The organism is Rhodococcus sp. MT28 (assembly GCF_058792695.1).
Genome location: NZ_JBXAFD010000013.1, coordinates 52,528 through 75,278 on the forward strand (window position 1 = coordinate 52,528; position 22,751 = coordinate 75,278).

The window sequence follows — 22,751 nt, forward strand, 5'->3', positions numbered from 1 at the left end:
AACGGATGCACCGCACCCCCCGAGCGCATGCCCATCCCCTCTCACTCATTGCTATCCTCACCGCGGTGGTCGTCGCCGCAAGTGGGTGCGCGAGCGGTACCGACGCGGTCGCTTCGGGTGCGAACTTCGATTTCGTCTCGCCTGGGGGGCAAACCGATATCTTGTACGACCCACCCGAGTCGCGAAATAGAATCGGCGCATTGGCCGGGCCTGACCTTATGACCGACGGTAACGATATCTCACTGACTGACTACGCAGATCAGATCGTCGTGATCAATCTGTGGGGACAATGGTGCGCCCCATGCCGCTCCGAGGCCGACGATCTCGAACGCGCCTACGAAGCAACCAAAGACCTCGGCGTTCAGTTTCTCGGGATCAATGTTCGAGATCCTCAACGTGACAAAGCTCAGGACTTCGTCGTCGACAACAACGTGAGCTACCCCTCGATCTACGACCCGTCGATGAGGACCTTGATAGCGCTCGGCGGAAACTATCCGACGAGCGTGATTCCCTCCACGTTGGTGTTGGATCGTCAGCATCGCGTCGCCGCAGTGTTCCTTCGTGCACTTCTCACTGAGGATCTACAGCCTGTCATCGAGCGTGTGGCGGCCGAACGGTGAACGACTTTGCCCAAGGCATCGGGTCCAGCTTCCAGACCGCCGCCTCGAGCGGTCCGTTGCTGCTCGCCGTAGCGGCGTGCGTTTTGGCCGGTCTGGTCTCTTTCGCCTCACCGTGCGTGGTGCCACTGGTTCCCGGATACCTGTCGTATCTAGCCGGCATTTCCGGAGCTGATTCTCCGGCGGTGACCCCTGAAGACGCGACCACGAGACCCGCAGCAGGCAGATGGCGGGTGACAGGCGCGGCAACGATGTTCGTCGCGGGATTCACGGTGGTGTTCGTTTTCGCCACCGCATCGGTATTCGGCGTGATCAGCACCCTGCGCATCAACGAAGCGCTGCTCCAACGTGTGGGCGGGGTGATCACCATCGTGATGGGGTTGACATTCATCGGCCTTATTCCTGCCCTGCAGAAAGACGCACGATTCGCGCCGCGACGAATCTCCTCCCTTGCCGGCGCACCTTTGTTGGGGGGCGTGTTCGCGTTGGGCTGGACACCATGTCTCGGCCCCACTCTCGCAGGGGTTCTTTCGGTGGCGGCCGGAACTCAAGGCACGACGGCAGCGCGCGGGGTGCTGCTGATCGTCGCCTACTGTCTAGGACTTGGATTACCGTTTATCGTGCTGGCGTTCGGGTCGGTGAAAGCGCTCCGAGGCGTCGGATGGCTCAAACGCCATTCACGAACGATTCAGATCGTCGGCGGAATAATGCTCGTCGCTGTCGGTCTGGCACTGGTCACCGGTGTGTGGGGCGTGTTCATCGGCTGGTTGCGCAACGAGTTTGTCAGTTCGGTCGTGTTGCCGATATGACAGAGAGTGTCCCCACGGGAGCTCGCATCCGTCGCCTCCCGAGACTGATTATCCGAGAAAGCATTCGAATGCTGCGCCAGTACTGGCGCAGATTGACGTCGATGAGTACCGCGCTCGTGCTCCTGTTCCTCTTGGCGCTGGCAGCACTCCCCGGAGCAATGCTGCCTCAGCGAAATCTCAACGTGCAGAAAGTGTCCCAGTACATTGCGGCCCAACCAACCCTTGGCCCACTGTTCGACAAGCTGGAGTTGTTCGACGTCTTTTCCAGTTTCTGGTTCACCGCAATCTACGTTCTCCTGTTTCTCTCTCTCATCGGCTGCCTGTTTCCACGCTTGCGGGCGCATCTCGGCGCACTCAGGAGCCAGCCTGTGCGGGCACCTCGGAATCTGTCCCGGTTGCCGCACCATTTCCGCGGCGAGGTAGATATCTCTCACGACGAGGCCTTGACGAGAGTGCGCCGGTCTCTCAAGGGTTGGCGCATCGCAGTCAATCCCGAAAATGATTCCGGAGTATCGGTTTCGGCGGAGAAGGGATATCTGCGCGAGGCCGGGAATCTGGTTTTCCACTTCTCGTTGATCGGGTTGCTCGTCACCGTCGCCATCGGCAAGCTGGTGGGGTACGAGGGTTCGGTCATCGTCATTGCCGACGGTGGTCCTGGATTCTGCAACACCTCACCCGCTGTGTACGACTCATTTCGCGCTGGAAGTGCAACTGACGGAACTGGTCTCGCACCGTTCTGCATCAAGGTCAACGATTTTTCCGCGGACTATCTCGATACTGGTCAGGCCGAAATGTTCACCTCCAACATCTCATACCAGAGCGGGCAGGACATCGCGACCAATACGTGGAAGGACTACCGTCTTCGAGTCAACGAACCGTTGCGTACCGATGGCGCCCGCGTCTATCTGACCGGCCACGGGTACGCGCCGCAGTTCACCGTCACTTTCCCCGATGGCCAGTCCCGTACCGAGACAATGCAGTTTCAACCGGACGACGCGGTGACGTTTCTCAGCAGTGGGGCGTTGCGTTTCGATCCACCCGGCGGTTCGTTCCCCGATCCGAACGAGCGCCGGAAGAATCAGATTGCCATCGAGGGACTCTTCGCGCCGACCGCGGCCTTCAGTGGGACGCTCCTGACTTCGTCGTTTCCCGACGCACGTGATCCTGCGGTCGCGATCGACATCTACAAGGGCGATACGGGTCTGGATACCGGCATTCCGCAATCGATCTTCTCGTTGAATACGGAGATGATCAACCAAGGAAGGCTGGTCAAACAAGATCGTGTGAACCTTCGACCGGGAGAGACGCGGACTCTCTCTGACGGAACACAGGTTCGGTTCGACGGGGCCAAGGAATTCGCCAATCTACAGGTGTCGTACGACCCTGCGCAACAGTGGGTTCTCGTCTTTGCGATCACGATGATGCTCGGACTTCTGACCTCGCTCGTGATCAGGAGGCGGCGCGTGTGGATCCGTTTACGCCCGGGGGCAGCACCGGAGCAGGTCGATCTCGAACTCGGAGGCCTCGCGAGGACCGATCATGCAGGGTGGGGCGGCGAATTCGACGATCTTTGTGAGAAATTGTGGACGGACCAGCACAGTTCTCCTTCTACGGGAGCGGGCCTGTGAGGGTCCCTTCGTCCGAACGTGCACTCACTGCCGACGGTGAACTCGATGCATGCCTGAAGAGTGGTCGCCCCAAACGGCTTTACGGTGGGAACGCTTTGCGTCTCGCGCTTTCGGTGGGCGCTGGGTGGCTGCTATTTCTCAGTTTTCCGCCGCGCACGCTGTGGTTTCTGGCCCCTGTCGCCATCGCCCTGCTGACCGCCGTTCTCCAGGGTCGCAGTCTCCGTGCGGGTTTCGGATTCGGCTATGCCGCGGGACTGGGATTCTTCGTTCCCTTGCTGCCGTGGGTCGGAGCGTATGTCGGTGCAACGCCTTGGTTGGCGTTGGCGGCGATTGAAGCGCTCGCGTTCGGCGTGTTCGGCGTACTGGCAGTGGCCGTCGGTCGCGCTCCCCTTTCCCCGGTGTGGATTGCGGGTGCATGGGTCACCGCCGAAGCACTTCGTAGCCGAATTCCGTTCGGCGGTTTCCCGTGGGGGCGTTTGGCCTTCGGGCAGGCGGACAGTCCGCTGCTGCCGTTGGCTTCGATCGCAGGGGCGCCAGGTCTTTCCTTCGTGACTGCACTGACCGGAACTCTCATCGCCTGGTCACTGGCCGGACCCTCCCGTGTTCGATGGCAAGCATTGGCGAAGGGTGGCGTTGCCGTCGTCCTCATCTTTGTGAGTGCATTGGTGACAAGTTCTCCCGGTGCCGCCCCTGACGAGGTCGTCACTGCTGCCGTCGTTCAGGGCAACGTGCCGCGACTCGGCCTCGATTTCAACGCCCAACGCCGAGCGGTGCTCGATAATCATGTTGCCCGCACCGAGCAGCTCGCTGCCGATGTCGCGGCGGGTCGCGCAGCCCGGCCACGGCTTGTTATCTGGCCCGAAAATGCTTCGGATATAGATCCTTTGGTGAATCGGGATGCGGCAGAGCGACTGGACCGAGCAGCCCGTTCGATCGGGGCACCAATCCTGGTCGGTACGGTTCTCGTAGGTGAAGCGAGCACATCGATCAACAGTGTCATGGTGTGGGATCCCACGGATGGCCCTGGCCAGCAACACATCAAACGACAACTCGTGCCGTTCGGGGAGTACCTGCCGCTCCGACCGATCATTCGTGCAGTGTCGTCGTACGCCGATTCTGCGGGCAATTTCGTTGCCGGGAATGGGAACGGTGTCGTCGACCTCAACGGAGTTCAGGTAGCTGTTGCCACGTGTTACGAGGTGGCCTTCGACGATCTGGTGACCGAGTCGGTCCAGGCGGGAGCCACCGTCATCGCGGTTCCCACCAACAATGCGACCTTCGGCCGGACGGAGATGACCTTTCAGCAATTGGCCATGTCGCGGGTGCGGGCAGTCGAGCACGGTCGCACTGTGTTGATCGCCGCGACCAGCGGTGTCAGTGCGATCATCACGCCGACGGGAGAGGTACGCCAACAGAGCGAGATCTTCACAGCACAGGCATTGACCGACGAGATCGCCCTGCGTTCCGATCTCACACCGGCAACACGTCTGGGCGCGGTTCCCGAGATCGCCCTGGCGGTGATCGTCCTTTCTCTCGCTGCCGCATCTCTCTTCGGGGGCGCGTACCGCTTCTGTCTCGGCAGAAGAACGAAACCATGAATTACTATGATTGATAGTAATTCAGTGTCGGTGCCAGCGCGCAAGGGAACGAGTCCACCAATGTCGAAGAACCGCAAGAAGAACACACCCCGCCCCCGCGGCGGTGGGGTGCCCGGTGGCCGAAGTTTTCCGTGGTCGATATCGATCGCAGTCCTGATTATCGCCGGCCTGGTCTCGGTCATCGCCTACAACATGGTGCCCAAGGCCATCGAGAGGACCGAAGCACAAAAATACGCTCCGAGCGCGGACAACCCGGACCCCTCGCTGTCCATCGAAGGGGTAACCGAAATCGAATACGCGGCCGGCAATCATATTCAAGCGCCTCAGCGCGTTGCATACGATCAAACTCCCCCCTTGGGAGGAGCGCACGATCAGTACTGGGCGACATGCACAGGCATCGTCTACCCGGAGCCGATACGCACTGAGAATGCGGTGCATTCACTCGAGCACGGTGCGGTCTGGATTGCCTACAACCCCGACTCGTTGAATCCGTCCGACGTCGACGCCCTTACCTCCCAAGTCAACGGTAAGCCGTATTCCCTGATGTCACCGTTCCCTGGCATCGATTCCCCCGTTTCGATTCAGTCGTGGGGGCACCAACTCAAAGTCGACAGCGTCGACGACCCCCGTATCGCAAAATTCATCACCGCCCTCAAACAGAACCCGAACACCCATCCAGAGGCCGGTGCCAGCTGTGCAACGGTCCCGGGAGGATTCGACCCGAACGCTCCTTTCCCCTTCGACGCATCTCCGCCAGGCCCTGACGCGATTCCCGCAGCGTCGGAGCAGTCAGCCACTGGTCTTCCCGCAGCAACGACCCCACCTGCGCCGGCGATCACGAGGAGTCGCGAAAATGGTTGAACACGAGGCGGTATCGATTCAATCCGAGTCGGTATCCGATTCATCGGGCAAACGCCATGCCACGCCGGCCGCAGTGTTGGTGGTCGGTATTGTCATCGCTCTGTTGATCGGAATCATCATCGGCCTGTGGGCAAAGGGGCGGATCGAGAACACCTCGCAGGGGGTCCCAGCCGTCGGCGCAGTGGAGGTCGGCTTCGCGCAGGACATGTCGGTTCACCACGGGCAAGCGGTCGAGATGTCGTCCCTCGCATTGGTGAACACTGCCGACCCCGCTATCCGTACGCTCGCGTACGACGTCGTCACTACTCAGCAAAGTCAGATAGGAATGATGCAGGGGTGGCTGTCCCTCTGGGATCGACCCGCCCGGAGCACGGGCGAGTATATGGAGTGGATGCCCTCAACTTCCTCGGCGATGAATCACTCGATGCCCGGCATGAGCACCGGACAAAGTGATTCCGGCGTAACTGAATCAGTCGCGATGCCGGGAATGGCTTCTCCCGCCGAACTCGCGGAACTACGCACCCTGACCGGACCGGCATTTGAGATTCGCTATTTGCAATTACTGTTGCGCCACCATCAAGGGGGAATTCCGATGGCCCAATACGCCGCTGACAATGCCGATCTCCCCGTCGTGACAAATCTTGCTCGACAGATCGCCGCTACACAGCAGGCCGAATCGACCGCATTGCGAGAACTGCTCGCAGTGAGAGGTGCCCAACCGATCCCGATGAACTGACCACTCATCTCACACACCGTCGCATCCGCCGAACCCGATCATCGAGATGCCGAGAGCAGTCATCGACGGGGAAGGGTTTTGAGGAATTCGTTGTAGGCCTCGAGGTCGACGTCACCGTCCCTGGCGGCCTTTTTGTCGACGGCGGCGTTGGTGCGGGTCTCGTCGCGATTCCACCTCATCGCGAAAACCACCATGATGATCAACGCGACGGGTTCTCCGTACGACCATGCCAAAGCCCCCGCCATTTGTTGATCGGCCATCAGATCGACGTTCCAGGACGCCGGCGGATTGGTGAAGGTACTCAGGAGTGGCGAGGTTGCCATCATCAGGATCACGCCGATGAAAACATGGAGAGGCATTTCGACGAAGAGGTCGAAACATCGACCCAGGTTGCTTTGCTTGACGGGCAACGGCCCAGATGAGAGCACCGGAACGATGAACAACACTCCAGTGGCCAGGAAGAAGAGCTCCAGGCCTGTGTGACCGACCCAGGACGACGCCACCAGGTCGAATACCGGCGAGAGGTAGATGCCGTAGTAGCTGAACAGGAACAGTGGAATCGTGACGCCGGGGTGTAGCAGAATCTTCGCCGTCCGGCTTCTGAGTGCCGTCAATGCCAGCTTGAGGATCGGAATTCCCCACCCTGTGTGAGGGGTGGAGCGCAGCAGGAGAAGACCTGGGCTGCCGAGAACGAGCAGTGGTGGAATCGCCATCGACAAGGTCAAATGCTGGAACATCCAGATACTGAAGAGTTCGTACCCGTAGCCCTCGACGGCGAGCCCCGTGACCAGGATCAGCAATATACAGCCGAAGAGGAAGCTGGCCGTCCTCGTCCACGGCCACACCCGACCGGAAGACGTCACCCGGTAGACACCCCAGCCATACCACGCTGCCAGTAGGACTCCGATCAGTGGTAGGACCGGGAGCGGCTGCGGCGCCCACCCCACCATTGCTCCGAACGAAGGCACGGCCTCGGGTAAACGTATCCAGTCCATCACCTACGTGGTCCCTCCCCGCTCGTACTGTGTTGTAACATCTCAGCGCTTCGAGCGCTTGTCTCCGCGGAGAACGATGACCATCCCGATCACGAACAGGATTGCCACTGCGCCACCGAGAATCGGCAACAACAGTGGGGATCCGTCGTCGGAGTCGGCATCGGCGGTCGCCGCCGACGGCGCAACAGTTGCCGGAGGTGTTGCACCTCCGGGAAGCGGCGCCGCATTGTTCTTCGCCGCGTTCAAGGTGAAGGAGTACGACCCCGTGATCGGGTGTCCGTCCTCAGAGATCACCCGGTAACCAACGGTGTAAGTGCCAGACGACATCTGACCGGTCGTCACGAGAGAAACGCGCTCTCCCTGCACCGACGGCTCCCCGGCTCCGACCTGCGTCCCGTCGGCCGCACTGACGGTCACGTTCGCGAAACTCGTCTGAATCTCCTGATTGAAAACCAATTCCACCGAACTCGGCGCAGTGTCGAGAACTGCGTCGGCGGATGGAGTCGATCCGACCAGTGCACTGTGTGCTTGCGCGGTGCCTGCGCTTATGAGCGCACACCCCGCAGCCACCAGCAGCACAACCATTGCACGCCTCAAAATCTGTTCCTCCTACTCGGCTCACACCATCGAGGTGCGGAGTCCGGCGATCGATGCACACCGCACTTCGCTGAGACAATACCTCCGACTACTATGTTGCATAGTATTCAGGGCTGTGTGGTGGCCGGAAGGTTGCACGCATCGACGAACACCGACCAGGTAGGCGGATCCATGAAGTTGACCACCAACGCGAAATTCTCGATAGCCCTGATAGCTGTCTTCGCTGTCGTCCTCGGCGCGCTGTTGCTCGGCAACCGCAGCGGGAGGGAGACAAACAGCGCCAGCGCTTCGGACGCATCGGTTCTTCGCGACGACACGCATCTACTTTCCTCTGCGCCGGACAACGATGTCGTTCTGGTCGAATTCCTCGACTTCGAGTGCGAGGCATGCCTGGCGATGTATCCGACGATGGAGCGGATACGTGCTGAGTACGCTGACCGCATCACGTTCGGTGTACGGTACTTCCCCATTCCCAGTCACACGAACAGTCGACTCGCGGCGCGAGTCGTCGAAGCGTCGTCCAGGCAAGGGAAGTTCGTGGAGATGTACCAGCGAATGTACGACACGCAGACCCAGTGGGGCGAGTCGTCCGAATCTCAAGTAGCCCTCTTCCGTACGTTCGCCCAGGATCTGGGACTCGACATGGCGACCTTCGAAGCAGATATGAATGATCCCGCAGTCGCAGAGCGTGTCGAAGGGGACTTCAACGAAGGTATCGACCTGGGCGTGCAGGGCACACCGACGCTGTTCCTCAACGGCGTCCAGTTGCCGTCCATGCCGACATATGACGATCTCACCGCTCGCATCGACGCAGCGCTGGCCCAATGACATCAACGGGAGCACGCGGTGCCCACGTCGACACTGGTATACCTCCGACTGTCGACTCGGCCCCGAAAGTGTGCTCCCCCTATGTCGTCGGATGGATTCTCACTGCAGCAGGCGCTCTCGGCTTGGCGGCGTCTCTGATACTGACTATCGAGAAGTTTCAGCTTCTCGCGGATCCCTCATATCGCCCGTCCTGCAGCATCAACCCCGTCCTCAGTTGTGGATCGGTGATGAGTTCTCCACAAGCCTCGATCTTCGGTTTCCCGAATTCGATCCTCGGTATAGTCGGGTTCACCGTCCTACTGACCACGGGAATCGTGACCCTCACCGCCGCAAAGGCACTACCTCAGTGGTATTGGCGCTGTATCGTCATCGGCTTGCTCACCGGAGCGGTGCTGGTTCACTGGCTGATTTTCCAAAGCCTGTACAGAATCCAGGCACTGTGCCCGTACTGCATGGTCGTGTGGGTGGTGACGATGACAGCCCTCTGGTATGCCATTTTGCATCTAGGTGCTCGTAGCGCGTCGACCTCCTCGCGAATCGTGACCGTCGGCACCGAGAAACACACTCTCGTGCTTACTATCTGGATCGTGTCCGTCGCGAGCATGATTCTCAGCGCATTCTGGGACTACTGGTCGACACTGGTCTGACGAGTCCCACGAAAATCTGCCAACGCCGTCGCACTCGGCCAACTGTTGCACGATCAGTCAACCTTCAACTCAACTACTATGGATCTTAGTTTTTAGATCCGCAACCCTCCCGAGTAGAGGGCGATGAGGCCAGGAGAAGGAGACGAATATGAAATTCATGGGTGCAGCGAAAGCGCTAGTCGACAAGGGCAAGGAGGCTGCCTCGAAGAACGCAGACAAGATCGAAAACGCGATCGACAAAACCGCCGCGTCTGCCGAAGCCAAGACCGGTGGAAAACTGACCAGCCAGATCCGGAGGGCTGCGCTTGCGGCAAAGAGAGCGATTCCTCCGAAGAAGTAGCGACTCTCTTTGCCTTGCCGCCTGATTGCTCGTTGGTCTCCACGCCGTACGACTGAGAATCGGCGTCGAGAGCGCGAATAATCTCGCTTCGGTGTGCCCCCCTCGTGACAGCACACCGAAGCGAGGAGCGCTCAGGGTTCGGTCTGCGGAATCACGATACTCGCGTGAAAATCTCTGTGCCACAGCCGCGCAAGGAGGGCGTAATAGGATTCGGTTACCCTCGATTGCGTCGAGAGCGCCGCTTCCGACGACTCGATTGTCGTCGGAACGAGAAGGAGGGCACGATTCGCCAATGCCGCCGCGGAACTCCCGATATCCATCACTGCGCCACTGATACTGGCCGCGGCGTTCAGCACGGGGTCTGGAAGGACAGTGGTGGAACGCATGAAGGTCCGCTCTGCGTCAACGAAATCCGCTCCGGTCTGGAGATGATTCTCGATTGCGGCGATTACTTCGCTGACTCGACGGGTGTGAACCCGAAGTTTGCGGGGGTGCCGGATGTGGCGACGAGATACCGGTGGCAAAGTCCGCAACCGGGCACCAGCATGGTTCGCCACGCCGCCGTCGAGAGCGGTCGGCAGTACGTCTCGAATCAACCAGTCCGTGAGTAGGGCGGCAGCGGTATCTGTTGCCGGGACGATGACCACCGGCATTGTTCGTGTTGACATTGACTTTCCCATCGGTATGGCCGCCGAGCTAATTCTTCTCGTCATCATCGGACGTGGATGCGGTAAGTACCTTCTCCGATTCTGATGAACTCGTCTCCGGCCGGTGACCGGCCCCGACGTGTGCTTCTGCTCGCATCCGAGCAACCATGTGCGGGTAATGCAACTCGAAGGCCGGACGCTCGCTGCGGATGCGCGGCAACTCGGTGAAGTTGTGACGCGGCGGCGGGCAGGTCGTTGCCCACTCCAGCGAGTTTCCGTAGCCCCACGGATCGTCGACAGTGACCACTTCGCCGAATCGGTAGCTCTTGAAGACGTTCCAGATGAACGGGAGAGTGGAGGCTCCGAGAATGAAGGAACCGATGGTCGAGACTGTATTGAGTGTGGTGAACCCGTCCGCGGGTAGGTAGTCGGCGTAACGACGCGGCATACCCTCGGCACCGAGCCAGTGCTGAACGAGGAACGTCATGTGAAAGCCGACGAACGTGGTCCAAAAGTGCCACTTGCCAAGGCGCTCGTCCATCATGCGACCGGTCATCTTCGGGAACCAGAAGTAGATACCGGCGTACGTCGCGAACACGACCGTACCGAAAACCACGTAGTGGAAGTGGGCGACCACGAAGTAAGTATCCGTGACCTGAAAATCCAGCGGAGGGCTCGCCAGCAGCACACCGGACAGACCACCGAAGAGGAAGGTGATCAAGAATCCGAGAGAGAACAGCATCGGTGACTCAAACGTCAGGTGTCCCTTCCACATCGTGCCGATCCAGTTGAAGATCTTCACACCCGTCGGCACGGCGATCAGGAACGTCATGAACGAGAAGTACGGCAGGAGAACCGCGCCCGTCGCGTACATGTGATGCGCCCACACTGCGATCGACAGCGCCGCGATACCGAGCGTCGCGTAGACCAGGCCGCTGTAGCCGAAGATCGGTTTGCGGCTGAAGACCGGAAATATCTCCGAGACGATACCGAAGAAGGGCAGCGCGATGATGTAGACCTCGGGGTGGCCGAAGAACCAGAACAGGTGCTGCCACAGCAGGACTCCGCCATTCGCGGGGTCGAAGATGTTGCCACCGAGGCGACGGTCGTAAAGCAGTGCGAAGAGTGCGGCGGTCAACAGCGGGAAGGCCAACAGAATCAAGACAGAGGTGATGAAGATGTTCCACGTGAAGATCGGCATGCGGAACATCGTCATACCGGGAGCGCGTAAGCAGACAATGGTGGTGATCATGTTGACCGCGCCGAGAATCGTGCCGAGACCGGAGACGAGAAGCCCCACAATCCACAGATCCGCACCGACCCCAGGTGAGCTGACTGCCGAACTCAGAGGCGTGTAGGCCGTCCAGCCGAAATCTGCGGCACCTCCGGGAGTGACGAACCCGCCCGTAGCGATGAGAGCACCGAAAAGGTAGAGCCAGTAGCTGAACGCGTTCAGTCGCGGGAAGGCGACATCCGGCGCACCGATCTGCAGGGGGAGAACGAAATTGGCGAATCCGAACACCACCGGCGTCGCGTACAGCAGCAGCATGATCGTGCCGTGCATGGTGAAGAGTTGGTTGTACTGCTCGTTCGACAGGAATTGCATGCCCGGAATCGCCAGTTCGCTGCGCATGATCAGCGCCATGAGCCCGCCGATGAGGAAGAACGCGAACGAAGTCACCAAATACATCAAGCCGAGCGTCTTGTGATCGGTCGTCGTCACAAGGTTCCGCAGCACCGATCCCTTCGGCGCCCGTCGCGCGGGGTACGGCCGGGCGGGGATCGGGGGTGATGCAATTGCGGTCATAGTCAGCCCGCTTCCTGTCGAGACGCAAATAGAGTGTGCGACAGAAGCATAACCCAAATACTACGTTGCATAGTTTTTGGGTCCGGGTGGCGCCTCGGCCACCCTTTCCGACTGCCGTCAGGTCACGAGGGCATGAGCGGACGCAGAGAAGACGACCATGGTGGTCAACGCGGCGATGACGGGAACGATCATCGGGAGCATCGCAGCAGAGATGCAGACCAGTTTGGTGCCGCGAATCCGGGAATCGGCCTGCAGCCTGACCAAACGCACCGAGATCTCGTCGTCACCGAGCCCGAGAGTCCACACCGGCTGAGGTAGCGGCGACGTCGCCACCACGCGCAACGCCGACCGGACGGCATCGGGGCTGGTGGCCTGTGCGGCCCGATCATCGGCAGCGAGCTCGACCAGCCGCCGCACCGCAGCGGGAGCCGCTTTGAACAGCGGGATCACCGGCAGCGCCTTCGCGAAGACTTCACACACATTAATGATCCGGTGATGCTGCCCTCGCAAGTGTGCCCGCTCGTGCGCGATCACCGCTTCGCGCTCGGAGGCGGTCAAGCAATCGGAGAGACCTTTGGTCGCTACGACGAATCCCGGCCGTCCAGCGACGCTGTAGGCCATCGGCATCGGATGATCAAGCCAGAGAACATCATCCGATGCCGGATCTGCGCGGGCGATGATCGATACGACATCACGGTGGTAGTCGCGGACCTTGGCTCGGCCCTTATGTTGCCGATGAGCCAAGAACAAGCTGCGAACGGCGATGAGCGCGGTAACCGCAACTCCGCCGACAGCGAGCGCTTCCCCGATCCAGGGGGCCATCGCGTGTTGGAAGGCAGTGAAGCATCGCACAAGGGCCTCGGAGAGCCCTTCCGCTGGTGCATGGCTCGGCCACAGAAGGATCACTACTGCCGATACGGCAAGGAATCCCAGACCCACGATGCTGCCGATCCATGCCGCGAGAATCGCTGCAGGAGCCAGAGTGGTCGATTCGAAACGCCGCAAAACCTTGGGCATGAACGCTCCGATGAGCACGGCCCCGAGAAGGAGGACTGCGGCGAGAGTCATCTACCGAACCTTGCCGTGATCCAGTGCTCGCCGCAGTGCCTCGTATTCGTCATCGGAGACGTTTTGCGCGAAGTGCAGAAGCGCTGAAACAGAGTCATTGCTGTTGTCGAGTAATTCGCGCATGGCCAGTGAGGTCGCTTCATCGCGGCTACGCGATGGCGAATAGATGTATGCGCGGCTTCGTTTTTCCCTCTGCACCCACCCTTTTTCGTGAAGGTGCGTCACGACGGTCAAGATCGTGGTGTATGCCTTCGGGGCGCCGCCCTCGAAGCGGTCGACCAGATCCCGCACAGACTGCGGCTCTTCTGCATCCCACAGGAGATCCATCACTTCGGATTCGAGCCCGCCGAGTCTCTTCATCTTCCTTCCCCCTTCGGAAATCGTCGATTGCGTCAGTCACTGACGGCCGGAGGCTGGATCTGTACCCCACGCGCGTCCAACCATGCCATGGGATCGACCTTCTGGCCGTCTGCCTGCCACACCTCGTAATGCAGATGTGGCCCTGTTGATTGTCCCCTGTTTCCTACCGTCGCAATCAATTCTCCGGCACGCACCTTTTGACCCGCGGTTACCAGAGTCTCGTTGATGTGTCCGAAGACCCCGATTGTCCCGTCATCCTGCAGGATACGGACCCACAGTCCGAAACCGGACGCAGGTCCGGACTCGAGTACCGTGCCGTCGGTGACGGACACGATAGGTGTACCGATCTCATTGGCAATGTCCAACCCGTAATGAGTCGACCCCCAACGCGGTCCGTAGTTCGACGTCAATGTTCCGCTGACAGGAGCCATCGTCAGCGGTTGGCGTGCAGCTGCCTCTCTCGAAGCGCGATCGGTGTCGCGTTCGGTGCCTCGAGCCAACTGTTCGGCCAGCCTCCCCAGCTCGGCCAGTTTGGGAACCTGGAGAATTTCCGGAGCCGATGCCAGCGCCTGCTCGAGAGGTGCCAACGGTTGCTGGTCGAGCTCGACGGGAACACTGACGCTCCCTGTCGATGCATGTGAGGCGGATGTGCCGGCGGCAAGCAAAGCGCCGGTGGCGACAGAGAGAACCAAAGCCCGTCCACCAGGACGATTGCGGGACTGTCGGCGATGAGCGCCGCCGCGTCGCGCCTGAACGCTTCCAGCGACGGATTCCCGGTCGACTGCAGATGCGGTGGAGATATACATCGTGTCGACTGGCAGGTCTCGATCGCTGTGTGGCGTGCCGAAAAGATAACTTTCCCGAAGTGGGCAGTCGAGATCGTCGGTGTCGGGCTTGCGGTGTCGGGCCAAGATCGCATTCCTTGCGTCGCGGAAGGTCACAGAATGGTGACGGTCCCAGACAGCGTACTACTATTTCGCATAGTTTTTGGGCGAGCGTTGACAAAATTCAAAATCTCGACAGACCGCCCCGCTGCGAATGCACCTTCTCCTACTCATGTGCCGCGCGGTGGCATCTCGGCGAGCAGCACGCGGTGAGGAGAAACCCTGTCGCGATTGCCAGGGGCACTGCTCCGATCGCGATTATCAGTCCGGCACCGAACCGTTGATCTCGCGAGAAGTCGTCGAGCCAGCCGCGCTGCAACGACGCGAAGTACTGATCGGCAATCACCGTGTCAGTGGCGATCAGTGCTGCTGCGAGGCCCCCGTAGGCCAAGAACGCCGCCAGGAGCAGGGTCGTCCTGATCGCGGCGCTCGCTCGCCTCGGCAAGGGATCGACGCCGACCATGACCCAGAAGAACATGAAACCGCAGATCAGCAGGGTTCCGTTGATCACCAGATGGGGGACGTGCGAGCCGGCGACAGCGCTGTACATCCCCCCCAGGTAAAGGAGAGGCAGGGCTCCGGCGAAAATCACAGCGATCACATAGGGCTGGGACATGAATCGGAACCAGGAGCCTCTGTACACGCTTTGCGCCCATTCCCTCAGCCCCGGCGCATCTCCGGACGATCGCCGAACGGAGAGCCTGAACAGCGTGAACGGGGCGCCCAGGACCAGACAGAGTGGAGCAAGGACCGCCACGGCGGACGTTGCCGCCATATGCATACTCATCACTGCAGGTGCATACCTACCCACTCCCGATGATGTTGCGACAAGCAACACCAGGCACCCCAGAGCCCAGCTGACCGATCGGAACGTCGACCACTGCACGCCCTGCTGTCGGAGGCGAAAAACGCCGACGACGTAGCACGCAGCCAACACCACGGCGAGAGTTCCGAAAATGAGATCGAATCGCCAGTCGACGAGCAAGCGGCCCGCAGTCGGTACGCCATCGAGCGCATACCCGAGCACCTCCTCGACTCTGCTCGGATCCTGTCGCTCCGTGGGCGCCGGGGGCGGCGTGCGGCCCAGGGCGACGGCGATACCGACGGTTACTGCGAGAACCACCGACTCCACCACTGCCAGACGAATGAAGGTGCGACCGTCGCTAGGATCCTTCGTCAGTTCGGCGATCGCGATTTTCCGTTGGCGCCAACCTGCCAGTCCGGTGAGGACCAAGGCGGCGACTTTGGCAAGAATCAAGACACCGTAGGTGCTACTCCACACCGCGGTGAGCGGCACCCGCACGGCAGCGTTGACCACACCGCTGATCGCTATGACGACGAACGCCATGAGTGCCACGGCCGAGAAGCGGCGCGCGGCGAAGTCGAGATAGCTCCCCTTTCTGCGGGCATGCAACACGAGAGCCGCTATTCCTCCCATCCAAATCGACGCCGCGAGGATATGCAGAACCAAACTGTTCGTGGCGATGTCGTGGGATCCACCCGAAGAGGAGTGACCCGACAATGCCCTGGGGAGCAGGCTGAACAAAGCGAATGCGAGAAGTAACGGTGTCCACGAATATCGCAGGGTCAGACGACACGCAATCGCGAGCACGAGTGCGAGCCCTGCGGTCCATGCCCATGCAGTTGTGACATCGATGTCCGAAATCGCGCGAGCGAACAGCCCTGGATCGGCGAACACGACGGAGAGAGGTTGGCCTGAACTGTCCGAGAGGGTGAGTGGAACGAGCAGCGCCGCGCATACCGCCCAGATAGCGGCGGCGACGCTTGCGGTTCGTAGCGCCAGATATCCGTCGACATCGAGTACACCTGAGGCTTGAGGCGGAACGAGAACGGCAGCCAAAAGTAGACTGCCTACGGTCATCACGGCGGCAACCTCGCCGAACGCCATCACCGCCGGGAGTCCGTAAATCGTCAAGGGCCCCGGATCTGGAAGTCCGAGCAATCGCAGCGCCTCGGAAGTTGATGCGCGCGCCAATGCCGCCGCAGTGATTGCAGCTATGACACCCCATCCCAATACTTTCCGTATGGGTCGTCCGACGACGAGGGTATCGGCGCCGGACGGTTCGGTTTCGATCATTTGCGGGTGGACCTCTCAGCATTGTGGATCTCGCCCGCGCGATCGGTGCTCCGGACCAAAATACTATGACGGATAGTTGCATGGGTGCTTCAGCCAGGGTTTACTGAAACTCTCTCGTTGGCAAATATGCGCATATGAGAATACGACGCTCCAGTCATAGGCGAGAAGGGCATATCGAGATGGGTCACGGCCATGGGCACGGCGTTGCGGAACAAGCTGCGAGTGCATCGGGTAAACATGTCCGCAAATTATGGATAGCCGTCGGGCTCGGTCTGGTCACGTTCGTCACGCAAGTCATCGTGGGGTTGTCCACGTCATCGCTCGCCCTGCTCTCCGACTCCGCACACGTCTTCACCGATGTGTTCGGCATCCTCATGGCATTGACCGCTATCTTGCTTGCGCAAAGAGCGCGATCGCGCCCGGATCGCACGTTCGGTATGTACCGGGCGGAGGTGTTCGCTGCCTTGTTCAATGCCCTACTCCTGTTCGGTGTCGCCGGATGGGTTCTCTACGAAGCTCTCGGTCGACTTTCCGATCCGCCTGAGGTCCCTGGACTCCCGGTGAGCATCGTCGCTGTCGTCGGCCTCGTGATGAACATCGCGGCATTCTTGCTGCTTCGCAGCGGGGCGAAGGAAAGCATCAACGTCCGGGGCGCCTATCTCGAGGTCATGGCTGACATGCTCGGGTCCGTTGGAGTCCTGATCAGCGGATTGGTCACACTGATCTTCGGATGGCGGTACGCGGATCCGGTGATCGGTGTTGCGATCGGCTTGTTCGTCCTACCGCGTGCCTACAATCTCGGCCGCCATGCCCTGCGGATCCTGCTCCAGCACGCCCCCGCCGGCGTGAGCATCACCGAGGTGACGCAAGCCTTGCAGGGGATCCCCGGGGTCAAGGACGCCCACGACCTTCACATCTGGACGCTCACATCGGGCATGGAAGTTGCGTCGGCGCATCTGACGATCGACGAGGAGTCCGATCCGACCAAGGTTCTCGCTGCTGCCCAGGATCTGTTGGCCACCCAGTTCAATCTCGTTCACGCGACCCTGCAGGTAGAACCCGCCGCGGGTGACGGGCGTTGCCAGGAGCTTCCGTGGTGAGTACCAACGAGGTGACCACGAACGACAAATCCGCCCATCACAAGAGACGAATTCTCTTCGCTACGACGGTACTCGTTTCGGTCGTCGTCGCCCTGACGATTGAGCCCGTTGCGCGGAAGCACCTGTCCGGGGTCAACGAGATGGATCTGGGCGTCGTCAGTTTGAGGCTGGCATACAACAGTGGTGTCGCCTTCAGTCTGGGTAATCAGCTGCCGAGTGCCGTCATCATCGCCTTTACCGGCCTCGCCACCATGGGAATCGCCGTATACGCCTGGCGGAGTGTCCCGCAAAGTCGTGGGGTGGCTGTGATCGGTTTCGCTCTGATTGTCGCCGGAGCTGCCTCCAACGTGGTCGACCGAGCCCTCGACGGGAAGGTCACCGACTACTTCCACACCGGCTGGTGGCCCACCTTCAATCTTGCCGATACCTACCTCACCTGTGGATTCATCCTGGTCGTCGTGTCGCTGCTGGTCGAATCCTCGCGCGGGTCCGAACGTGAGATTCAGCGTCCGCAATCCGTGTGACCTGACTCGGAGCGAGGAGGGAGCCGGAGCGCTGTCAGCAGGGAAGCAGTCCATCTCTGCGAACTTCTGCGGTTCGAGGTGGCGAAACCACGACGCCCCCACTCGTCGAAAATTCGCGTGGTCCGCCTGTTTTCGGTCGAATGCGTTCGGATAGTTTGGTGTCTATGAAAATAAAGTTTGGCATGACAAACTTTGAGGTGTGACTCTCGTGACTGTCAGGAATGTCGATGCTTCGGTCGGGTGGCCATGAGCGCACCGTCGCGGCGACAATTGTTGATCGGTGGGGCGCTCGCCGGATCAGCCGGACTCATGATGAACGCAGGAAGAGTTGCGGGCGCATCGCCTACCGAGCATCCCGGAAACACCAACCCGAGTACCGCCGCACCTGACGGAGACGGCGGAGTCCGTCACGGCGGCACGAGCGGCGCGACCTTTCGGGCCGGTCAGCAGGTGAACCACACTGCCAACGGGTTTCATCCCACGGCACTGCTGCGGGACTTCGACTACGGGACGACCTCCGAATTGCCTGACGGTCGAACGCTACGCGAGTGGGAGATCTTCGCAGCCGACGAAGAGATCGAGGTAGCACCAGGAGTCTATTTTCCGGCGTGGACCTTCAACTCCCGCATTCCGGGTCCCGCGTTGAGATGCAGTGAGGGAGACCGGCTCCGAGTGAAGTTCGTCAACGGCTCCGCGCACCCACACACGATGCACTTTCACGGAATCCATCCCGCTGAAATGGACGGAATTCCCGGGGTGGGGCGGGGAATCATCGAGCCGGGCGAATCATTCACTTACGAATTCGATGCCATCCCTTTCGGATTGCATCTCTATCACTGCCACGTCAATCCACTGGCAGAGCACATCGCCCGCGGCATGTACGGCACGTTCATCGTCGATCCAGCTCAGGGGCGCCCTGCGGCCGACGAAATGGTGATGGTGATGCACGGCTACAACACCACATTCGACGGGCAAGGAAACCAGCTCTACGCCGTCAACGGCATCCCGTTCCATTACATGCACGAACCTGTACAGGTGAAACGAGACGAACTGGTTCGCATCTACCTGGTCAACATCCTCGAATACGACCCGATCAACAGCTTCCACCTACACGGAAACTTCTTCGACTACTACCCGACCGGAACACGCCTCGAGCCCAGCGAATTCACGGACACGATCATCCAGGCCCAAGGTCAGCGCGGAATATGCGAACTGCGCTTTCCCTACCTGGGCAAGTACATGTTCCACGCCCACAAAACCGAATTCGCAGATCTGGGCTGGATGGGATTCTTCGAGGTGACCGAATGACCGGCACCCCTGATCCTCCCTCTCCGACGAGCACTCATGAGAATTCCCTTGGCGCTGCGGGTTCCGCGCAGACAGGGTCCGCTCAAAGCGACGCATCGCGCACCGGCCTTTGGCTCCGAGGCGCCGCAGTGCTCGCGATCATCGTCATCGCCCTGACTGCGCTGGCAATGCTCGCAGGACAAAGTCTCCCCGAACGCACCGGCCCACCGATCGAGAACATCTCCGTCGAACGAACTGCCCTCGAACCAGGCCGAATCACGTTGACGCTACGCAACACCGGCCCCGACGCGGTGACCGTCGCGCAAGTTGCCGTGAACGACACATTCGTCGATTTGGTAGGAGCTGCAGATCCCATCGGCAGACTCGAGTCCCAGACGATCACCCTCGACTACCCGTGGATCACCGGACAGCCGTACCTCGTCTCGATGCTCACCTCCACAGGGTTGGTCATCGAACACGAAATTCCCGCTGCCGTAGCAACTCCCGCCCCGGGAGTGGCGTTCTTCGGCTTGATGGCTCTCTTGGGCACATACGTCGGAGTCATCCCGGTCCTGCTCGGGATGCTCTTGCTGCCTGTGATGCGGGGCGCCGGCGTCAGGGCAGTCAGATTCGTGCTGGCCGTCACGGTCGGTCTGCTCGCCTTTTTGATCTTCGACGGCACGAGCGAGGGGTTCAAACTGGCAGCAGCCTCGAGCGGAGCCTTCGGCGGCGGCACTCTCGTCGTTCTCGGCGCGGCGATCGCCTTCCTGACGCTCACGTGCATCGACCGATACCTGCGCGGAAGACGCCCAGCCGGTACGACAGGCGCATCCGAACTCAGACTGGCACTGATGATTTCCATCGGCATCGGATTGCACAATCTCGGAGAAGGCCTCGCGATCGGATCCGCGTATGCGGTAGGTGAGCTTGCGCTCGGCGCGTTCCTCGTTATCGGATTCACCCTGCACAACACAACAGAGGGGCTCGCGATCATCGCACCGTTGGCTCGGCGACGCACCCCCCTGCTGACCTTGTTGGGGTTGGGATTGATCGCGGGTGCGCCGGCAATCCTCGGTGCTGTTATCGGGGCGGGCGTCGACAACCGTGAAGTATCTGCGTTGCTGCTCGGAGTCGGCGTCGGGGCAATCATTCAAGTCGTCATCCAAATTGCACCGTCCCTGCGCACACAAGGCCGCTCGGACCTGGATCCGATGGTCCTCGTCGGCGTCGGCGTCGGAATACTCCTGATGTTTCTCACTGGTTTGGTGGTCCCCGCATGAGCACGATCGATCCATCCGACATCAAGGTCGGGCGCCGAACGGTCCTCCTCACAGCCTGCGCAACAACTTGTCTCGCCGTCGCCGGATGTAGCACCCAGAACAACAGCAAGGCACCCGGCGTAACCCTGGGCAGTGCCGAGGTTCCGATATCAGCGGTTCCTGTCGGCGGCGGAGTCATTCTGGCGGACGAGCAAGTCGTGATAACCCAGCCGCAGGAAGGCGTGTTCCAAGCCTTCTCTGCGGTATGTACCCACCAGGGATGCGTAGTCTCCGAGGTCAGCGATGGAACGATCAACTGCCCATGTCATGGCAGCCGATACTCCATCGTCGATGGCTCGGTCGTGCAAAGACCTGCTCAGAAGTCCCTAAACAGTTACCCCCTTTCTCTCACTGGGGACACGATCATCGTCAACTAACCGGAGAACGGCACTTCCGAACTGGAACAGCCATCTGCGAAGGTTGTCACGGAGCAGTGCGTTCGGCGGCGCCGAGGAAGTGAGAGATGTGTACTCTGCGCAACCCGAGTTTTCGGCGTACGGCCTATCGCATTGGGCCGTCATCGCTCTGTTTGTCGTGGGTTCTGTGTTTCTGATCTGGGCGGGACGTAGACAGACCGAGGTGCAAGCTCGCCACCTCAGCCGCGTCCTCGGCGGAATACTGGCGGTGATATACGGCTCGGCGGTGCTCTACTCGCTGTCCTCGCCCACGCTAGGAGGATCCGTACCCTTACAACTCACCGATCTCGCGACAGTGTCCGCGATCTACGCATTGTGGTCGCACCGACATTGGCCGTTCGCCCTCACCTACTACTGGGGGCTTGTATTGAGTACGCAGGCGTTGATTTCACCGGCTCTGGCCGGGCCAGACTTCCCCGGTTACGAGTTTCTTGCCTTCTGGGCGATTCACCTGTTTGTCGTCTGGGCCGCGATCTATCTCACGTGGGGCCGGAGAATGCGACCTACATGGCGCAGCTACCGCCTCGCGGTGCTGGTCACGCTCACATGGGCGATAGTCACTTTCATCTTCAATCGCGTCGCCGATACCAACTACGGCTTTCTCAACGCCAAACCTTCCACCGCATCGCTGCTGGATCTGATGGGTCCGTGGCCGGTATATCTGTTTTCTGGGATGACCATCGTATTCGTCATCTGGGCTCTGATGACGTGGCCGTGGGAGAGAGACGGGAGTCTCGACAAGGATGCCGCGGATCAACCTATGGGCTAGCCCGCCCTCGCTCGACCTTCGCACCCCTGACACTGGACTGCTTTCACAACAACAATCTGCACAGAGTCCCGCCCAACAGAACTGCCAGGCAGCCCAGTGGCAGGCCAACGAGAGCGGCAGATGTGATTGCTCAACCGGTCTGTGGATCCGGTGGGCGGCGCACGCTCCGATCGGCGACTCGCGGCGCCTCGGAGTTTCACCCACGCGAGTTCGTCGGCACGTGCTTGATCCCATCGTCGACACCTATAACGAGAGTCGTCTGTCGACATACCGCATATTATTCACTATTTCCTGTATTCATAATTTTCTGTATTATGGTTGATATGGATACCTTGCTGCATCGGGACGCACTGTCAAGATTCGGATACGCCCTCTCGGACTCGACGAGAACCCAGGTACTGCTCAGCCTGCGGGAGACCCCGGGGTATCCGTCGGACCTCGCCGACCAGATCGGGGTCTCGCGTCAGATTCTCTCGAATCACCTCGCTTGCCTGCGCGGATGCGGACTCGTCGTCGCCGTCCCCGAGGGCCGCCGAACGCGCTACGAGCTGGCCGATCCACGGATCGGGGACACCCTCGGCCAGCTGATGGACCTCGTCCTCGCCGTCGACCCCACTCTGTGCCCGAAATCGGATGCCGAAGGCTGCTGCTGACCGTGTCACGAATAGGGAGAACCGCCATGTCTACGCCGACCACCGCAGTTCGCGCACTGTACGAGCGTGAAATGTCCTCCGCGCACTGTCAATGGCCACGAAGTTCTCCCCGTAGGCGGCCAGTAGTTCTCCCCGCTGGTGGCCACGGGTTCTCCCCGGTGGC

The 22,751-nt window shown here is 60.5% G+C and carries 24 protein-coding genes; 16 read left to right on the forward strand and 8 right to left on the reverse strand.

The features are described 5' to 3' along the window. The first annotated feature begins 5 nt into the window (after positions 1-5). The 6 genes from AC1Q6C_RS29315 to AC1Q6C_RS29340 are packed head-to-tail and all read left to right on the forward strand — an operon-like array spanning position 6 to position 6,249. Entirely contained in the window at positions 6-620 is a 615-nt protein-coding gene (locus tag AC1Q6C_RS29315) for a TlpA disulfide reductase family protein (RefSeq protein ID WP_047270604.1), read from the forward strand. Next, positions 617-1,426 carry a cytochrome c biogenesis CcdA family protein gene (locus AC1Q6C_RS29320; RefSeq protein ID WP_047270602.1) on the forward strand — a complete coding sequence of 270 codons (810 nt, stop codon included), beginning with the start codon at positions 617-619 and terminating at the stop codon, positions 1,424-1,426. Before AC1Q6C_RS29315 ends, AC1Q6C_RS29320 begins: the two co-directional genes overlap by 4 nt. Beyond that, positions 1,423-3,054: a cytochrome c biogenesis protein ResB gene (locus AC1Q6C_RS29325; RefSeq protein ID WP_054827427.1), complete on the forward strand. Its 1,632-nt coding sequence runs from the start codon at positions 1,423-1,425 to the stop codon at positions 3,052-3,054. Before AC1Q6C_RS29320 ends, AC1Q6C_RS29325 begins: the two co-directional genes overlap by 4 nt. Next, a complete protein-coding gene (gene lnt / locus AC1Q6C_RS29330; RefSeq protein ID WP_054827437.1) occupies positions 3,051-4,652 on the forward strand; it encodes an apolipoprotein N-acyltransferase in 1,602 nt (533 codons plus the stop codon). The genes AC1Q6C_RS29325 and lnt overlap by 4 nt, the downstream gene beginning before the upstream one ends. Before the next feature lie 60 nt (positions 4,653-4,712). Further along, positions 4,713-5,513, forward strand: a complete 801-nt coding sequence (locus tag AC1Q6C_RS29335; RefSeq protein ID WP_047270598.1) for a thioredoxin-like domain-containing protein — start codon at positions 4,713-4,715, stop codon at positions 5,511-5,513. Further along, complete coding sequence (locus AC1Q6C_RS29340; RefSeq protein ID WP_064113085.1) at positions 5,506-6,249, forward strand: DUF305 domain-containing protein; 744 nt, start codon at positions 5,506-5,508, stop codon at positions 6,247-6,249. The genes AC1Q6C_RS29335 and AC1Q6C_RS29340 overlap by 8 nt, the downstream gene beginning before the upstream one ends. Before the next feature lie 59 nt (positions 6,250-6,308). Here the strand turns inward: AC1Q6C_RS29340 and AC1Q6C_RS29345 are convergent, their stop codons facing one another. Next, a complete protein-coding gene (locus tag AC1Q6C_RS29345) occupies positions 6,309-7,244 on the reverse strand; it encodes a cytochrome c oxidase assembly protein (RefSeq protein WP_054827426.1) in 936 nt (311 codons plus the stop codon). A gap of 42 nt (positions 7,245-7,286) precedes the next feature. Further along, positions 7,287-7,829, reverse strand: a complete 543-nt coding sequence (locus tag AC1Q6C_RS29350) for a copper resistance CopC family protein (protein WP_223304457.1) — start codon at positions 7,827-7,829, stop codon at positions 7,287-7,289. 183 nt (positions 7,830-8,012) lie between these two features. On the opposite strand from AC1Q6C_RS29350, the gene AC1Q6C_RS29355 reads away from it, so the two are divergent. The 3 genes from AC1Q6C_RS29355 (at position 8,013) to AC1Q6C_RS29365 (ending at position 9,656) form a co-directional block, all read left to right on the forward strand. Next, the gene (locus tag AC1Q6C_RS29355) at positions 8,013-8,669 is read left to right on the forward strand and encodes a DsbA family protein (protein ID WP_047270652.1); all 657 of its coding nucleotides are present in this window, start codon (positions 8,013-8,015) and stop codon (positions 8,667-8,669) included. Then, on the forward strand, positions 8,666-9,316 hold the full coding sequence (locus AC1Q6C_RS29360; protein ID WP_052959927.1) for a vitamin K epoxide reductase family protein: 651 nt from the start codon (positions 8,666-8,668) through the stop codon (positions 9,314-9,316). Before AC1Q6C_RS29355 ends, AC1Q6C_RS29360 begins: the two co-directional genes overlap by 4 nt. Before the next feature lie 148 nt (positions 9,317-9,464). Then, positions 9,465-9,656, forward strand: a complete 192-nt coding sequence (locus tag AC1Q6C_RS29365; RefSeq protein WP_047270593.1) for an antitoxin — start codon at positions 9,465-9,467, stop codon at positions 9,654-9,656. A gap of 131 nt (positions 9,657-9,787) precedes the next feature. On the opposite strand, the gene AC1Q6C_RS29370 is transcribed toward AC1Q6C_RS29365, so the two are convergent. The 6 genes from AC1Q6C_RS29370 to AC1Q6C_RS29395 all read right to left on the reverse strand — a co-directional run bounded on the left by AC1Q6C_RS29370 (position 9,788) and on the right by AC1Q6C_RS29395 (position 16,520). Continuing rightward, positions 9,788-10,324, reverse strand: coding sequence for a hypothetical protein (locus AC1Q6C_RS29370; RefSeq protein WP_223304456.1), 537 nt, complete (start codon positions 10,322-10,324; stop codon positions 9,788-9,790). A gap of 28 nt (positions 10,325-10,352) precedes the next feature. Continuing rightward, positions 10,353-12,110 (reverse strand): aa3-type cytochrome oxidase subunit I, encoded by a 1,758-nt coding sequence (gene ctaD, locus AC1Q6C_RS29375; RefSeq protein WP_047270592.1) that lies wholly within the window; start codon positions 12,108-12,110, stop codon positions 10,353-10,355. A 117-nt stretch (positions 12,111-12,227) separates the two neighbouring features. After that, entirely contained in the window at positions 12,228-13,178 is a 951-nt protein-coding gene (locus AC1Q6C_RS29380) for a M56 family metallopeptidase (RefSeq protein ID WP_075836664.1), read from the reverse strand. Continuing rightward, positions 13,179-13,538 carry a BlaI/MecI/CopY family transcriptional regulator gene (locus AC1Q6C_RS29385; protein WP_003944627.1) on the reverse strand — a complete coding sequence of 120 codons (360 nt, stop codon included), beginning with the start codon at positions 13,536-13,538 and terminating at the stop codon, positions 13,179-13,181. Between the two features lie 32 nt (positions 13,539-13,570). Continuing rightward, the gene (locus AC1Q6C_RS29390) at positions 13,571-14,344 is read right to left on the reverse strand and encodes a M23 family metallopeptidase (protein ID WP_261779397.1); all 774 of its coding nucleotides are present in this window, start codon (positions 14,342-14,344) and stop codon (positions 13,571-13,573) included. Positions 14,345-14,588: 244 nt separating this feature from the next. Beyond that, positions 14,589-16,520, reverse strand: a complete 1,932-nt coding sequence (locus tag AC1Q6C_RS29395) for a bifunctional copper resistance protein CopD/cytochrome c oxidase assembly protein (RefSeq protein ID WP_064113082.1) — start codon at positions 16,518-16,520, stop codon at positions 14,589-14,591. A 179-nt stretch (positions 16,521-16,699) separates the two neighbouring features. Here AC1Q6C_RS29395 and AC1Q6C_RS29400 point away from each other — a divergent pair, with 179 nt between their 5' ends. From AC1Q6C_RS29400 to AC1Q6C_RS29430, 7 genes are all read left to right on the forward strand, one after another. After that, complete coding sequence (locus AC1Q6C_RS29400) at positions 16,700-17,620, forward strand: cation diffusion facilitator family transporter (protein WP_003944635.1); 921 nt, start codon at positions 16,700-16,702, stop codon at positions 17,618-17,620. Next, on the forward strand, positions 17,617-18,144 hold the full coding sequence (gene lspA, locus AC1Q6C_RS29405; protein WP_003944660.1) for a signal peptidase II: 528 nt from the start codon (positions 17,617-17,619) through the stop codon (positions 18,142-18,144). Before AC1Q6C_RS29400 ends, lspA begins: the two co-directional genes overlap by 4 nt. 240 nt (positions 18,145-18,384) lie before the next feature. Further along, positions 18,385-19,452, forward strand: coding sequence for a multicopper oxidase domain-containing protein (locus tag AC1Q6C_RS29410; RefSeq protein ID WP_003944615.1), 1,068 nt, complete (start codon positions 18,385-18,387; stop codon positions 19,450-19,452). Next, on the forward strand, positions 19,449-20,711 hold the full coding sequence (locus AC1Q6C_RS29415) for a ZIP family metal transporter (protein ID WP_021334393.1): 1,263 nt from the start codon (positions 19,449-19,451) through the stop codon (positions 20,709-20,711). Before AC1Q6C_RS29410 ends, AC1Q6C_RS29415 begins: the two co-directional genes overlap by 4 nt. Then, positions 20,708-21,127, forward strand: coding sequence for a QcrA and Rieske domain-containing protein (locus tag AC1Q6C_RS29420; protein ID WP_047270587.1), 420 nt, complete (start codon positions 20,708-20,710; stop codon positions 21,125-21,127). The genes AC1Q6C_RS29415 and AC1Q6C_RS29420 overlap by 4 nt, the downstream gene beginning before the upstream one ends. 88 nt (positions 21,128-21,215) lie before the next feature. Further along, entirely contained in the window at positions 21,216-21,935 is a 720-nt protein-coding gene (locus AC1Q6C_RS29425; protein ID WP_047270644.1) for a YwaF family protein, read from the forward strand. A gap of 323 nt (positions 21,936-22,258) precedes the next feature. Beyond that, positions 22,259-22,588: an ArsR/SmtB family transcription factor gene (locus AC1Q6C_RS29430; RefSeq protein WP_030538015.1), complete on the forward strand. Its 330-nt coding sequence runs from the start codon at positions 22,259-22,261 to the stop codon at positions 22,586-22,588. The last annotated feature ends 163 nt before the right edge of the window (positions 22,589-22,751 follow it).

Coding starts and splice junctions, on each gene's coding strand:
- ctaD (WP_047270592.1), bottom strand. CDS start 12,110: ATGACCGCAATTGCATCACCCCCGATCCCCGCCCGGCCGTACCCCGCG.
- AC1Q6C_RS29355 (WP_047270652.1), top strand. CDS start 8,013: ATGAAGTTGACCACCAACGCGAAATTCTCGATAGCCCTGATAGCTGTC.
- AC1Q6C_RS29380 (WP_075836664.1), bottom strand. CDS start 13,178: ATGACTCTCGCCGCAGTCCTCCTTCTCGGGGCCGTGCTCATCGGAGCG.
- AC1Q6C_RS29325 (WP_054827427.1), top strand. CDS start 1,423: ATGACAGAGAGTGTCCCCACGGGAGCTCGCATCCGTCGCCTCCCGAGA.
- AC1Q6C_RS29335 (WP_047270598.1), top strand. CDS start 4,713: ATGTCGAAGAACCGCAAGAAGAACACACCCCGCCCCCGCGGCGGTGGG.
- AC1Q6C_RS29350 (WP_223304457.1), bottom strand. CDS start 7,829: ATGGTTGTGCTGCTGGTGGCTGCGGGGTGTGCGCTCATAAGCGCAGGC.
- AC1Q6C_RS29420 (WP_047270587.1), top strand. CDS start 20,708: ATGAGCACGATCGATCCATCCGACATCAAGGTCGGGCGCCGAACGGTC.
- AC1Q6C_RS29430 (WP_030538015.1), top strand. CDS start 22,259: ATGGATACCTTGCTGCATCGGGACGCACTGTCAAGATTCGGATACGCC.
- AC1Q6C_RS29390 (WP_261779397.1), bottom strand. CDS start 14,344: ATGTATATCTCCACCGCATCTGCAGTCGACCGGGAATCCGTCGCTGGA.
- AC1Q6C_RS29395 (WP_064113082.1), bottom strand. CDS start 16,520: ATGATCGAAACCGAACCGTCCGGCGCCGATACCCTCGTCGTCGGACGA.
- AC1Q6C_RS29360 (WP_052959927.1), top strand. CDS start 8,666: ATGACATCAACGGGAGCACGCGGTGCCCACGTCGACACTGGTATACCT.
- AC1Q6C_RS29345 (WP_054827426.1), bottom strand. CDS start 7,244: ATGGACTGGATACGTTTACCCGAGGCCGTGCCTTCGTTCGGAGCAATG.
- AC1Q6C_RS29315 (WP_047270604.1), top strand. CDS start 6: ATGCACCGCACCCCCCGAGCGCATGCCCATCCCCTCTCACTCATTGCT.
- AC1Q6C_RS29365 (WP_047270593.1), top strand. CDS start 9,465: ATGAAATTCATGGGTGCAGCGAAAGCGCTAGTCGACAAGGGCAAGGAG.
- AC1Q6C_RS29400 (WP_003944635.1), top strand. CDS start 16,700: ATGGGTCACGGCCATGGGCACGGCGTTGCGGAACAAGCTGCGAGTGCA.
- AC1Q6C_RS29415 (WP_021334393.1), top strand. CDS start 19,449: ATGACCGGCACCCCTGATCCTCCCTCTCCGACGAGCACTCATGAGAAT.
- AC1Q6C_RS29385 (WP_003944627.1), bottom strand. CDS start 13,538: ATGAAGAGACTCGGCGGGCTCGAATCCGAAGTGATGGATCTCCTGTGG.
- AC1Q6C_RS29340 (WP_064113085.1), top strand. CDS start 5,506: ATGGTTGAACACGAGGCGGTATCGATTCAATCCGAGTCGGTATCCGAT.
- AC1Q6C_RS29370 (WP_223304456.1), bottom strand. CDS start 10,324: ATGTCAACACGAACAATGCCGGTGGTCATCGTCCCGGCAACAGATACC.